The following is a 12,707-nucleotide window of genomic DNA, read 5'->3' on the forward strand; positions in this document are numbered from 1 at the left end:
CGGCCCCTCCTCCGGGCCGAAGGCCTTCCCGTCAGGCCGATACGCGCTCCACGATGCCGACGAGGCTCTCCGCGACATCCCCGATCGGGGCCATCGCGTCGATGTGCTCAAGCACGTCCCGGCGGTCGTAATAGGCGATCAGCGGTGCCGTCTGCGCGTGGTAGGCGGCAAGCCGCGCGGCCACGGTTTCGGCACGGTCGTCGGCGCGGCGCTTGAAATCGCCGCTGCCGCATTTGTCGCAAGTCCCGGCCACGGCCGGGGTCTTGAAGCTGTCATGATAGCCTTCGCCGCAACCGGCGCAGGTGTAGCGTCCCGCGACGCGCTCCACCATCGCGGCGTCATCGACATCGAGCGCCACCACGGCGTCGATCCGCTGCCCCCGCTCCGCCAGCAGCGCATCCAGCGCAGCGGCCTGCCCCTCCGTCCGGGGGAAGCCGTCGAGGATGACCCCACGCGCCACGTCCGGCGCCGAGAGGCGTTCGTTCAGCACGGAGAGGACGATCCCGTCGGAGACGAGGCCGCCCGCTTCCATCACCGCCTGCGCGGCGCGGCCTGCCTCCGTTCCCGCGGCGACCGCGGCGCGCAGCATGTCGCCCGTGGAAAGCTGGACGAGGCCGAAACGCTCCTCCAACATCCGGGCCTGGGTTCCCTTCCCCGCACCGGGGGGGCCAAGCAGGATGAGGACCGGCGGAGCGGCGGGGCGGGTCGCGGTGTCCATGTTCATCCCTTGTTGGCGCGGTTGGCGATGAGGTCGTCCACCACCCCCGGGTCGGCGAGGGTGGAGGTATCGCCAAGGCTTCCGGTGTCGTTCTCGGCGATCTTGCGGAGAATGCGGCGCATGATCTTGCCCGAGCGCGTCTTGGGCAGGCCCGGCGACCACTGGATCACGTCGGGGCTGGCGATCGGGCCGATTTCGGTGCGCACGAACTGGACGAGCTTCTTGCGCAGGTCATCCGTCGCCTCAACCCCGTTCATCAGGGTGACATAGGCATAGATGCCCTGCCCCTTGATCTCATGCGGATAGCCGACGACGGCGGCTTCGGCGACGTCGGGATGCGCGACGAGCGCGCTTTCCACCTCCGCCGTGCCCATGCGGTGACCGGAGACGTTGATGACGTCATCCACCCGGCCGGTGACCCAGTAATAACCGTCGGCATCCCGCCGGCACCCGTCGCCGGAGAAGTAATAGCCCTTGTATTGCTGGAAATACGTCTCCTGGAACCGCTCGTGATCGCCATAGACGGTGCGCATCTGTCCGGGCCAGCTGTCGGCGATGCAGAGCACTCCCTCACACTCCACCCGGTCGATTTCCTTGCCGCTTTCCGGCTCCAGCACCACTGCCTTCACGCCGAAGAACGGTTTGGTCGCGGAGCCGGGCTTCGTCGGGATCGCCCCGGGGATCGGGGTGATGAGATGGCCCCCGGTTTCCGTCTGCCACCAGGTATCGACGATGGGAAGCGCGCCCTTGCCCACGTGCTTGTCGTACCAGTGCCAGGCCTCCGGGTTGATGGGTTCGCCGACGGTGCCAAGCAGCTTGAGGGAGGAGAGGTCGTATTTCTCCACCCATTCCGGCCCCTGCCCCATCAGCGCGCGGATCGCCGTCGGCGCGGTATAGAACTGGCTTACCCTGTGCTTTTCGCAGACGGCCCAGAAGCGGCCTGCATCGGGATAGGTGGGAACGCCCTCGAACATCACCGTGGTCGCACCATTGGCGAGCGGGCCGTAGAGGATGTAGCTGTGACCGGTGACCCAGCCCACATCGGCCGTGCACCAGAACACGTCCCCCTCGTGATAGTCGAAGGTCACCTCATGGGTGATCGCCGCATAGACGAGATAGCCGCCCGTGGTGTGCACGACGCCCTTCGGCTTGCCCGTGGAACCGGAGGTATAGAGGATGAAGAGCGGATCCTCCGCCCCCATCGGCCGCGGCGGGCAATCAGGGCTGGCGTGTTCCATCAGCGCCTTCACGTCCACGTCCCGGCCGTCCATCCATGTCGTCTGGTCGCCCGTATGCTTGACGACCATGCAGCGCACCCGGTCAGAGCAATGGAGCAGCGCCATGTCGGCATTGGATTTCAGGTTCGTCCGCTTGCCGCCGCGGGGGGCGGTATCGGCGGTGATGACCACCTTCGCGCCGGAATCGTTGATCCGGTTGGCAAGAGCGTCCGGGGAGAAGCCGGCGAAAACCACCGAATGCACCGCCCCGATCCGCGCGCAGGCGAGCATCGCATAGGCGGCCTCCGGGATCATCGGCAGGTAGATGACCACACGGTCGCCCCGCATCACGCCCTGGCTCAGCAGCACGTTGGCGAAGCGGTTCACCTTTTCGGACAGTTCCTTGTAGGTAATGTGCAGCGCGGGCTGGTTCGGATCGTCCGGCTCCCAGATGATCGCCGTCTGGTGGCCCCGCGTGGCGAGGTGCCGGTCGATGCAGTTGACGGAGGCGTTGAGCACCCCGTCCTCATACCACTTGATCGACACCTTGCCGAAGGTGAAGTCGGTGTTCTTCACCTTGGTATAGGGCTCGATCCAGTCGATCCGCTTGCCTTCCCGACCCCAGAAGGCATCGGGATCTTCGATGGACTCGCGATAGAGTTCCTCATATTTCTCGGGGGTCACATGGGATTGCGCCACGAAATCCGCCGACGGGACATGAGTCTCCGATTCCTGCGCATGCTGCGCCTTTGTCTGAGCCGACATTGTTCCTCCTCAGGCTTGCGCGTCCACCGGCTTTCGCCAGCCCCTCCGGACCTCGCCAATCACAGGAGTGTAATCCCAAGTAAACGAAGGCGTAAACCCTTTTCATAGCGCGAAAATTCTGTAAATTTCTTCACGATGAAAACGGATTTCTGTAAATCCTCTGCATCGCGGCATGAATTTTCCGCATCAATTCAATATTATGAATGTTCATTTTCCGCCGGATGCCGCTGTCCCGCAGAAAAACCGAAGCGCGGCGACTTGCGCAGAAGCGGGAGCGCGCGGATAACGACACGAGTCGCGCCAGCCCTCCGGCAAGCCCAGACAGGCGAACGCCCCGTGGAAGAACGGGCCCGGCGAGAGGGAAACGACATGGCCGAAGCGAAGGATGTCCTGCGCCCCACCGATGACGAGGCACGCGCGCTGGCGCGCGGCCTGATGGACGCGGCGCGGTTCGCCGCGCTCGCCGTGGTGACGGAGGAAGGTCCGCAGGTGAGCCGGGTCGCGCTCGCCACCACGCCGGAGGGCCTGCCGGTAAGCCTCGTCTCCGGTCTGGCTCTCCACACGCGCGCGCTGGCGGCGGATCCGCGTGCCGGCCTGCTCATCGGCGAGCCGGGGGAGAAGGGCGACCCGCTCACCCATCCGCGCCTCTCGCTCTCCGCCACCGCCCGGTTCATCGCCCGCGGGACGGCGGAGCATGAGGCCCTCCGGGCGCATTGGCTGACGTTGCGGCCGAAATCGACGCTCTATGTCGATCTGCCGGATTTCCGCTTCGTGGTTTTCGCCCCGACGGGAGCCTCGCTCAACGGTGGCTTCGGCCGTGCCTTCCGGCTGACGGCCGAAGATCTGGGCTGAGCAGCAGATCTGGGCGGATTAGGCGGTCAGTTCACCCGCCAGCGCCCTGTCGATCAGGGCGATCGTCTCATGGATGCCATAGAGCGCGATGAACCCGCCGAACCGCGGCCCCTGACTTTGCCCCAGAAGCACCTCGTAGAGCGTGGAGAACCAGCTCCGCAGCGGCTCGAACCCGTGGTCGGTCCCTACTGCAAAGACCATGGTCTGCAACGCTTCCGCATCCTGACCGCCCTCCCAGGTGGAAAGACGGCGGCGCAGATCCTCCAGCGCGGCAACCTCCTTGCCTTCGGCGCGGCGGAAAACCAGCGTCGGCTTCACGAAGTCGCGGAAATAGCGCACGGCATATTCCGCCGCCGCGTCCAGATCGGGGTTCTTCTCCGGTGTGGCTTCCGGCGCGTAGCGGCAGATGAATCCCCACAGCCCGGACTTGTCGCTGGCCCCGGCGACGGAGGCGAGGTTCAGCAGCATCGAGTAGGACACCACCATATGGCTTTCGGGCGGGGTGCCGCCGTGAATGTGCCAGACGGGGTTGTCCACCTGCTTGGCCACATCCTGCCCCGGATAGGCGCGGAGCTGCTGGTGATATTCGTCCATCGCCTTCGGGATCACATCGAAGGACATCCGCTTCGCCGTTTTCGGCTTCTGATACATGAAATAGCTGAGGCTCTCCGTCGAGGCATAAGTCAGCCATTCGTCGATGGTCAGGCCGTTGCCCTTGGATTTGGAGATCTTCTCGCCATTGATGTCGAGGAACAGTTCATAGGTGAAATGCTCCGGCTTGCGGCCGCCCAGAATCTCGCAGATCGAATCGTAGATCGGCGTGTTGGTGGAATGGTCCTTGCCATACATCTCGAAGTCCACGTCCAGCGCGGCCCAGCGGGCGCCGAAGTCGGGCTTCCACTGCAGCTTCACATTGCCCCCCGTGACGGGCAGGGTCATCTCCTCGCCGTCCTCGTCGTCGAAGGTGATGGTGCCGTCCTTGGCGTTCACCTCCTTCAGCGGCACGTAGAGCACGCGGCCCGTCTTGGGGCTGATCGGCAGGAAGATGGAATAGGTCTGCTGGCGTTCTTCCCGCAGGCTGGCCAGCATGACCTTCATCAGCGCATCGTAACGCTCCGCCGCGCGCAGGAGCGTCGCGTCGAACTGGCCGGACTTGTAGAACTCGGTGGCAGAGATGAACTCATACTCGAACCCGAAGGTGTCGAGGAACCGGCGCAGCATCGCATTGTTATGGGCGCCGAAGGAGGCAAATTCCTCGAACGGATCGGGCACCTCCGTCAGCGGCCGCTGAAGGTTGCGCTGCAGCATCTCTCGGTTGGGCACGTTCTCGGGGACCTTGCGCATCCCGTCCATGTCGTCCGAGAAGCAGATGAGCCGCGTCGGGATGTCGGAGATCACCTCGAAGGCGCGGCGGATCATCGTGGTCCGCGCGACCTCTCCGAACGTACCGATATGCGGCAGGCCGGAGGGGCCGTAGCCCGTCTCGAACAGCACGTAGCCCTTTTCCGGCGGCGCCTTCTCATAACGCTTCAGCAGGCGGCGGGCCTCTTCGAAGGGCCAGGCCTTTGAGGTCATCGCGGCGTCTCTGAGGGCGCTCATGGGATCGTTCCTTTCGGACAGAAGGGTGGTGCCGTGGCCACGCGGGCGGTCGCCCGGATCGCGGCGCAGGCGCCTGGGTCAAATGCTGCCCCGCAGGCTTTCCCGCAGGGGAAAGACCCTAATGTCGCGTCACCGCGCTCCGGTCAAGCACCCCTTGGCGGTGCGCCTCCGCCTCTTGCCGGACAGAAGCCGCCTCTCTAAGCAATGCGAAACCCGAATCGAGGGAGGCACCTCCGTGGCTACCAAGACCGAGAACGACGCCGGAATGACACCCCAGGACTGCCTCGTCGCGGTCATGGTCGCCGTCTCAGCCTCCGATCAGCAGATGCCGACCTCGGAACTGCTGGCCATCGAGGATATCGTGGGCCATCTGCCGGTGTTCGCGAATTACGACCCGGACCGCATCGGCTTCGTGTCCAGCGTGGTGCTCGACCTGTTCGAGGAGGAGGACGGGCTGGACGCGTTCTTCGGCCTGATCCGCCGCTTCCTGCCCGAGCGCCTGCGCGAGACGGCCTATGCGCTGGCCTGCGATGTGGCCGCGACCGATGGCGCCACGCGGCAGACCGAACTGCGGCTGCTGCAGGAGATGCGCCACGAGCTGGATATCGACCGGCTCCATGCCGCTGCCATCGAATACGGGGCGCGCGCGCGCTACCGGCACCTCTGACAGCGCGGCTCAGGTACTGACCGCGATCCAGCGGGCGAGCAGTTCCTGCTGAAACCGGCGGGCGCGGGAGGTCCATTCCAGCGCGCCCGGCGGATTTTCCCGCTCCTGCCGGGAGAGGGCGCGGCGGCGGTCAAGATCCCCCATGAACATCGCAAAGACCAGCGGCCGGCCCGGTGTCAGGATATAGCCCGCAAGGCCGGAGGCGAAGTTCAGCGTCCCCGTCTTGGCCCGCACCTCCACCGGCTGCGGCCCGCGGCCGAAGCCCGCCGGCAGGTCGTAGCGGCGCAGCAGCGTCGGCAGCACGCCGCCGCCAGAGAGCACCCGGACCATGGCAGCCGCCGTCACGCGCGACTCTCCGCCCAGGCCCGAGTGATCCACCAGGTCTATCCCTGCGGCCCCGAACCGGGCCGCTGCCCAGGCTGACATCTCGCTTGCCGAACTGGCGAGCGAGCCCGCCCTGCCCCCGCGCGCCAGCGTGGCGGTCAGGCCCAGCGTCTCCGCCGTCAGATTGTTGGAGAATTTGAGCATGTCGGCAGCGACGGCGGCAAGGTCGTCGCTCGAATGCGAGACGAGCGCCGTGCCCTGGGCCGCACCGGCGAGGGGTGTGGGCGGGCCAAGCGTGATGCCCTTCTGCGCGGCCAGCGCGCGAAACGCCTCGCCCGCATAGGCGGCGGAGGAGCGGACGGGCAGCCACCGGCTTCCCTTCGCGTTCAGCGCGCGCGCCGCGACCGTCCAGTCGTCCGTGCCCTTGCCGCCGCTGAACGTGAACAGCGGTGTGTCGCGGTCGGCCAGACGCATCCGCGCCATCCTGACCTCCGGGCGGAAGCGGTCGCCCGTGGCCTCCATCCGGGTGGTGATGCCGCCACCCTGCCGCTGCCAGAAGAACTGCACCCGGTTGAAGTTCAGATCGAGCCCCGAGACGGCGGGGTTGTAGCCGACATGCGCGGGCTGGGCCGGGTCGATCTGCTCCACATAGGGAAGCGCGCCCGACCAGGTGAGGAACGCGCCCTTGACCCCGCGGACGCCCTGCTGGCGCAGAGCCTTCGCCATGTCGCCCAGATCGTCGCTGGAGAGCATGGGATCCCCGCCCCCGGCGAGGATCAGGTCCCCCTGCACCACGCCGTCGCGAATCGGCCCGGTGGCGAGCAGGCGCGTGGTGAAACGATGGGCGGAGCCAAGCGTCTCCCACGCGTAGAGCGTCGTGATCGTCTTGGCCACGCTCGCGGGCGGAAGGGAGGCGGTCGGGTCGCGGGCGTCCAGCACCTCCCCCGTCGCCGGATCGACCAGCAGGAACGAGACCTCCGCCCCCAGCCGCGCGCGGGCCAGCAGCGCGTCGAGATCGTCAGGCCCCGGCCGTGACGGCGGACGCGCCGCCGTTTCCGGCGCGCGGGCGCAGGCCCCCCCGGCGGGAGCGGCGAGGAGAAGTGCCAGCAGGGAACGGCGGCTGAGAGACGGAAAGCGGGTCATCGGCGGGAGTTAAATGCAGCGCCGTGCATCCCGCAAGCACCTCTCACCGCCGCCACTCCCCCCGCGCACGAATCTGTGATGAGGAGATCGGCCGCATCGGAATGTCGAGGAAACACCATGCGGGCGGATGGGTCCGCGCCAGACGCCCGGCTTCCGAGGGCGGAATGCGGAAACCCGCATAGCGGTTGGCCGCCCGTGAGGTGCGCGCCGCGATTCCGCTGCCGGGCCGGGCAAAGACCCCGATCGGAACATGCTCCATGATCCAGCGCCAGTTTTCCCAACGATGGAAGGTGGCGAGATTGTCGGCCCCCATCAGCCAGACGAAATCCACGCCGGGATAGATCGCCTGCATCCGCTTCAGCGTCTCCGCCGTATAGCGGGTGCCGAGCCGCGCCTCGATGTCGGTGATGGCGACGCGGGGATGGTGCATGACGCGCGCTGCCTCCTCCATCCGCCGATGCAGGGGGGCCGGGCCTTCGCGCTTCAGCGGATTGCCGGGGGAGACGAGCCACCACACCTTGTCCAGCCGGAACCGCTTCAGCGCCTCCAGCGTGATATGGACATGGCCCGCATGCGGCGGATCGAAGGAACCGCCGAGCAAGCCGATCTTCTGCCCCGGGCGGGCATGGGGAAAGCCATACATGGACAAACGGAGGTCTCCGCTGGACGCATCGCCTCCTAGCAGCCTTCGCCCGCACAATCCACAAGCGGCGTCACGTGGCCGACACATGCGCTCCCGGGGCGACAGTCGGCCCACACCGGCGGGCGATCGTTGCGGATTTCACCCCGCGCGGCAGCGGTTTCCCGGCGTTCCGCCCCCGCTCCGCGATTGTCCTTTGTCCGCATCTCCCCTAGATGGGGGGCAAAGCGCCACGAAGGGAACGGAAATGGCTTCATACCAGTATGTGTATCACATGGATGGCGTCTCCAAGGCCTATCCGGGTGGCAAGAAGGTCTTCGAGAATATCCGCCTGAACTTCCTGCCGGGGGTCAAGATCGGCGTGGTCGGCGTGAACGGCGCGGGGAAATCCTCGCTGCTGCGCGTCATGGCCGGGATCGACAAGGATTTCACCGGTGAGGCCTGGGCTGCCAAGGGCGCGCGCGTGGGCTATCTCCCGCAGGAGCCGCAGCTCGACGAGCAGTTGAACGTCCGCGGCAACGTGATGGAAGGGGTGAAGTCCAAACAGGCCATCCTCGACCGCTACAACGACCTCGCCATGAACTACTCCGACGAGACAGCGGAGGAGATGGCGGAACTGCAGGACCTCATCGACAGCCAGAACCTCTGGGATCTGGACAGCCAGGTGGATGTGGCGATGGAAGCGCTGCGCTGCCCCCCGGACGACGCCGATGTCAGCACCCTCTCGGGCGGGGAGCGGCGGCGCGTCGCGCTGTGCAAGCTGCTGCTCGAAGCGCCCGACATGCTGCTGCTGGACGAACCGACCAACCACCTCGATGCGGAAACCATCGCCTGGCTGCAGAAGCACCTGATCGAATACAAGGGCACGATCCTCTGCGTGACCCACGACCGCTACTTCCTCGACGACATCACCTCCTGGATCCTGGAGCTGGAGCGCGGGCGGGGCATTCCCTACGAGGGCAACTACTCCAACTGGCTTGAGCAGAAGGCCAAGCGGATGGAGCAGGAGGCGCGGGAAGACAAGGCCAAGCAGAAGGTTCTGGAGAAGGAACTGGAGTGGATCCGCGCGGGCGCCAAGGCGCGTCAGGCGAAATCCAAGGCCCGTATCTCCGCCTATGACAAGCTGGTGGAGGAATCGGTCAAGGACCGGGTGGGCAAGGCCCAGATCGTCATCCCGAACGGCCCGCGTCTGGGCGGAAAGGTGATCGAGGTCGAGGGGCTGAAGAAGGCGATGGGCGACAAGCTTCTCATCGAGAACCTGTCCTTCACCCTGCCGCCGGGCGGCATCATCGGCGTGATCGGCCCGAACGGCGCCGGGAAATCCACGCTGTTCAAGATGCTGACGGGCAACGAGACCCCAGACGAGGGCACCGTCACCATCGGCGACACGGTGAAGATGTCCTATGTGGACCAGTCCCGTGACGCGCTCGACCCCGACAAGAACGTGTGGGAGGAGATCTCCGGCGGGGCCGAGATGATCCATCTGGGCGACGCGACGATCAGCAGCCGGAACTATGTCGGCGCCTTCAACTTCAAGGGCGCGGACCAGCAGAAGAAGGTGGGACTGCTGTCGGGCGGCGAACGCAACCGCGTCCACATGGCGAAACTGCTGAAATCCGGCGGCAACCTGCTGCTCCTCGACGAACCGACCAACGATCTGGACGTGGAGACGCTTCAGGCGCTGGAGGCGGCGATCGAGGAATTCGCGGGCTGTGCCGTGATCATCAGCCACGACCGCTTCTTCCTCGACCGGCTCTGCACCCATATCCTCGCCTTCGAGGGGGATGCGCATGTGGAGTTCTTCGAGGGCAACTTCGAGGATTACGAGGCCGACAAGATCCGCCGCCTCGGCCCGGACGCGGCGGCGCCGAAACGCGTCAAGTACAAGAAGTTCAGCCGCTGACGGCGAAACGCGAAAGGCGCTGGGTCCTCTCCCCGCGCCTTTTTCATATCCGGCTTTCATGTCGGGCGCCGGTTCAGCTTCTCCCCGCCACGGCTCCCGCCAGAAGCCTTCGGCAGAACGGAGGCGGCAATGGCGGCAGAGACCATCTCCCCCCGCGCCGCTGCAGGAGCTTTCCCCGACAGCTATGAGGCCGGTATGCCCTACCGCGTAGCTGAACTGGTCCTCGCGACCGAAATCTGACGACATTGCAGACGAAATCGAGCAGCAGTTCGACAACGCCCGCACAGGGCTGTCCATCCGAGGAAAGACACATGGACCGACGCCACTTCCTTGCCACGCTCGCCATGGGAACGGGTGCCGCCCTTCTGCCGGCCAAATGGGCCATGGCGCAGGGCCGCGGGCAGGATCTCCGCGTCCTGTCCGAAGGCGCGCCCAATGCCTTCGACAGCTTCTCCGCCGGGGTGAACCGGAACGCGCTTCAGATCACCTGGAACGTCTATGACCGGCTGCTGACATTCGGCTACAAGCCGCAGCCCGACGGTTTCGCCAGCTTCGACTATTACGACATCCGGCCCGAACTGGCGGAAAGCTACGAGGTGTCCGCAGACGGGCGGGAGATCCTGTTCCGGCTGCGCCCCGACGCCACCTTCCACGACGGAGCGCCCGTCACCGCCGAGGATGTGAAATTCTCGCTCGACCGCGTTCTCGCCAGCCCGATCGGACGGTCGCAGTTCGCCACCGGCTCCCTGACCGATCCCGCGCAATTCGTGGTGGTGGACAGCCACACCTTCCGCATCGACCTGCCGCAGCCGGACCGGCTGGCGCTGCCGAACCTCGCCCTCACCTATCCGATCATCGTCAACTCCGCTCTCGCCCGGCAGCACGCGACGGAGGCCGATCCCTTCGCCTCCGAATGGCTGCGCATGAACCCGGCGGGGGGCGGCGCCTTCCGCGTGGCGGATGCCGCTCTGGGCGAACGCGTGCTTTTCGAGCGGTTCGAGGACTGGAAAAGCGGCCCGCTCCCCGGCATCCGCCGCGTGCTGTGGCAGACGGTGCCGCAGCCCGAGACCCGCCTCGCTGCGCTGCGCAAGGGGGATGCGGATATCGTGCAGGACATCCCCGCCCCCGACGTGGCCCGCCTTCAGGAGGAGCCGGAGCTGAAGGTCGCCGGGATGCCCACCGCCGCCTTCCAGTTCATCGGCATGAACGGCGGCATCGCTCCCTTCGACGATGTGCGCGTCCGGCAGGCCATCGCCCATGCCCTGCCCTATGAGGAGATGTTCCGCACCGCCCTCTTTAACCGGGGGGCCCCGCTGTTCGGCCCCGCGTCGGAGGGCGACCTGTCCTTCCCGCAGCCGCTCGGCACGATGACGGACCCGGAGCGGGCAAAGTCGCTGCTGGTGGAGGCAGGGCTGGGGGACGGGTTCGACACGACCTTCTCCTACGATCTGTCGCAGGCGAGCGTGGCGGAGCCCGTGGCGCTGCTGCTGCAGGACGCACTCGGCAAGGTCGGCATCCGGGTGACGATCGAGAAGGTGCCCTCCGGGCAGCTCGGCACGCTGTTGCAGGAGAAGAAGGTTCCCTTCTACTTCGAAGCCTCTATCGCCTTCCTGCGCGACCCGGACTATTTCTTCCGCATCTTCTACACCGGCACCACGCGGTGGAACTTCGGCAACTACCAGAACGCGGAATTCGCGGAGCTGGTGGAAAAGGCGCGGTTCGAAACCGACAGGGCAGCCTATGAGGCCGATGTGGCCCGCATGATCCAGATGGTGAAGGAGGACATGCCGATCATCCTGCTGTGGCATCCGACACTGGATGTCGCGATGCGCCGGGATGTGGAGGGCTACAGCTTCATCTTCCACCGGATGCTGGAGTTGCGCACCCTGTCGCGGGGCTAGGAGACCTTCAGGGCCGCGCCGGAGTGGAAATCGTTCGCGATAGGACCAACTCCGGCCGGAAACCGGCACATCTTGGGTCATACCGGGGCCGATTTCCCGGTTTCCCAAGCAGCGGCACTGCAGAACTTCTACAGCCTGCTAGGCGGCGAGCACCGGCATAGCCGCGACCAGGGCACGGGTGCAGTCCGCCTGCGGATGAGAGAGCAGGCGCACCACCGGCCCCGCCTCCACCACGCGGCCCGCGTCCATGACCAGCGCCCTGTCGCACAGCCGCGCGACGGCGGAAAGGTCGTGGCTGATGAACAGGAGCGCCAGAGCCCGCTGCCGCCGCAGCGCGTCCAGCCGCTCCAGCAGCTCTGCCCGAAGCGTCGCATCCAGCGCGGAGGTCGGCTCATCCAGCACCAGAACCGCAGGTTCGGGCGCGAGGGCACGGGCCAGGCCGACCCGCGCCCTCTCCCCGCCGGAAAGGGTGTGCGACGGACGGTCCAGCAGCACCTCCGGCAGGCCGGCAAGCCGGGCTGCCTCCCGCAGCCGCTCCTCTCGCTCCGCCTCACCGAGCGCGGGCCGCAGCAGGCGCAGCGGATCGCCTATCGCACGCCGGGCCGTCCAGCGCGGCGGCAGGGCACCCTGCGCATCCTGAAGCGCCAGTTGCACGGCGACGCGCAAAGGGTGGTGCGCGAAACGGCGAAGGGGGACGGCCAGCGCATCCTCCCCCATGAGGCGCAGCCTCCCGCCATCGGGTTGCACCAGCCGGCAGATCATCCGGGCCAAGGTGGTCTTGCCGGAGCCCGACGGCCCGATGAGGCCGACCGCCTCCCCCGCGTGCAGCGCCAGATCCGCGCTCTCCACCGCGGCGATATGCGTCCCGCGCCAGCCTCCCCGCGCCAGACGGAAGCGCCGCGCCAGCCCCGCTGCCCGCAGCACCTCATCGCCGATTGCGGGTGGAGCGGGCGCGACCGGGGGCCGCGCCGCCGCGAC

10 protein-coding genes are annotated in these 12,707 nt (G+C 66.7%); 4 read left to right on the forward strand and 6 right to left on the reverse strand.

Annotation, left to right across the window (positions count from 1 at the left end; translation table 11 throughout):
- Window positions 1–31: 31 nt before the first annotated feature.
- On the reverse strand, window positions 32–724 hold the full coding sequence (locus RT513_RS12605; RefSeq protein WP_088215721.1) for an adenylate kinase: 693 nt from the start codon (window positions 722–724) through the stop codon (window positions 32–34).
- Window positions 721–2,700, reverse strand: a complete 1,980-nt coding sequence (acs, locus tag RT513_RS12610) for an acetate--CoA ligase (RefSeq protein ID WP_088215720.1) — start codon at window positions 2,698–2,700, stop codon at window positions 721–723. Before acs ends, RT513_RS12605 begins: the two co-directional genes overlap by 4 nt.
- A gap of 369 nt (window positions 2,701–3,069) precedes the next feature.
- Between acs and RT513_RS12615 the strand changes: the two genes are divergently transcribed.
- Window positions 3,070–3,552, forward strand: a complete 483-nt coding sequence (locus RT513_RS12615) for a HugZ family protein (protein ID WP_290687449.1) — start codon at window positions 3,070–3,072, stop codon at window positions 3,550–3,552.
- Between the two features lie 18 nt (window positions 3,553–3,570).
- Here RT513_RS12615 and RT513_RS12620 read toward each other — a convergent pair whose 3' ends face one another.
- The gene (locus RT513_RS12620; RefSeq protein ID WP_290687447.1) at window positions 3,571–5,151 is read right to left on the reverse strand and encodes a lysine--tRNA ligase; all 1,581 of its coding nucleotides are present in this window, start codon (window positions 5,149–5,151) and stop codon (window positions 3,571–3,573) included.
- 265 nt (window positions 5,152–5,416) lie between these two features.
- On the opposite strand from RT513_RS12620, the gene RT513_RS12625 reads away from it, so the two are divergent.
- Window positions 5,417–5,818: a tellurite resistance TerB family protein gene (locus tag RT513_RS12625; RefSeq protein WP_088215847.1), complete on the forward strand. Its 402-nt coding sequence runs from the start codon at window positions 5,417–5,419 to the stop codon at window positions 5,816–5,818.
- Between the two features lie 9 nt (window positions 5,819–5,827).
- Here RT513_RS12625 and dacB read toward each other — a convergent pair whose 3' ends face one another.
- Both dacB and RT513_RS12635 read right to left on the reverse strand, forming a co-directional pair.
- Complete coding sequence (dacB, locus tag RT513_RS12630) at window positions 5,828–7,285, reverse strand: D-alanyl-D-alanine carboxypeptidase/D-alanyl-D-alanine-endopeptidase (protein WP_290687445.1); 1,458 nt, start codon at window positions 7,283–7,285, stop codon at window positions 5,828–5,830.
- Between the two features lie 43 nt (window positions 7,286–7,328).
- Window positions 7,329–7,928, reverse strand: coding sequence for a nicotinate-nucleotide adenylyltransferase (locus tag RT513_RS12635; protein WP_088215716.1), 600 nt, complete (start codon window positions 7,926–7,928; stop codon window positions 7,329–7,331).
- A 244-nt stretch (window positions 7,929–8,172) separates the two neighbouring features.
- On the opposite strand from RT513_RS12635, the gene ettA reads away from it, so the two are divergent.
- Entirely contained in the window at window positions 8,173–9,828 is a 1,656-nt protein-coding gene (ettA, locus tag RT513_RS12640) for an energy-dependent translational throttle protein EttA (protein ID WP_088215715.1), read from the forward strand.
- A 311-nt stretch (window positions 9,829–10,139) separates the two neighbouring features.
- Window positions 10,140–11,729, forward strand: coding sequence for an ABC transporter substrate-binding protein (locus RT513_RS12645; RefSeq protein ID WP_290687441.1), 1,590 nt, complete (start codon window positions 10,140–10,142; stop codon window positions 11,727–11,729).
- Between the two features lie 138 nt (window positions 11,730–11,867).
- Here the strand turns inward: RT513_RS12645 and RT513_RS12650 are convergent.
- A partial coding sequence (locus RT513_RS12650; RefSeq protein WP_313534103.1) for a dipeptide/oligopeptide/nickel ABC transporter ATP-binding protein occupies window positions 11,868–12,707 on the reverse strand: 840 nt, incomplete at its 5' end.

Source organism: Haematobacter sp., from assembly GCF_032102465.1.
In the GTDB taxonomy this organism is placed as follows: domain Bacteria; phylum Pseudomonadota; class Alphaproteobacteria; order Rhodobacterales; family Rhodobacteraceae; genus Haematobacter.

What these genes read in the sequence shown, in the direction of transcription:
- RT513_RS12605 (WP_088215721.1), bottom strand. Translation starts at nt 724, where the DNA reads ATGAACATGGACACCGCGACCCGCCCCGCCGCTCCGCCGGTCCTCATC.
- acs (WP_088215720.1), bottom strand. Translation starts at nt 2,700, where the DNA reads ATGTCGGCTCAGACAAAGGCGCAGCATGCGCAGGAATCGGAGACTCAT.
- RT513_RS12615 (WP_290687449.1), top strand. Translation starts at nt 3,070, where the DNA reads ATGGCCGAAGCGAAGGATGTCCTGCGCCCCACCGATGACGAGGCACGC.
- RT513_RS12620 (WP_290687447.1), bottom strand. Translation starts at nt 5,151, where the DNA reads ATGAGCGCCCTCAGAGACGCCGCGATGACCTCAAAGGCCTGGCCCTTC.
- RT513_RS12625 (WP_088215847.1), top strand. Translation starts at nt 5,417, where the DNA reads ATGACACCCCAGGACTGCCTCGTCGCGGTCATGGTCGCCGTCTCAGCC.
- dacB (WP_290687445.1), bottom strand. Translation starts at nt 7,285, where the DNA reads ATGACCCGCTTTCCGTCTCTCAGCCGCCGTTCCCTGCTGGCACTTCTC.
- RT513_RS12635 (WP_088215716.1), bottom strand. Translation starts at nt 7,928, where the DNA reads ATGTATGGCTTTCCCCATGCCCGCCCGGGGCAGAAGATCGGCTTGCTC.
- ettA (WP_088215715.1), top strand. Translation starts at nt 8,173, where the DNA reads ATGGCTTCATACCAGTATGTGTATCACATGGATGGCGTCTCCAAGGCC.
- RT513_RS12645 (WP_290687441.1), top strand. Translation starts at nt 10,140, where the DNA reads ATGGACCGACGCCACTTCCTTGCCACGCTCGCCATGGGAACGGGTGCC.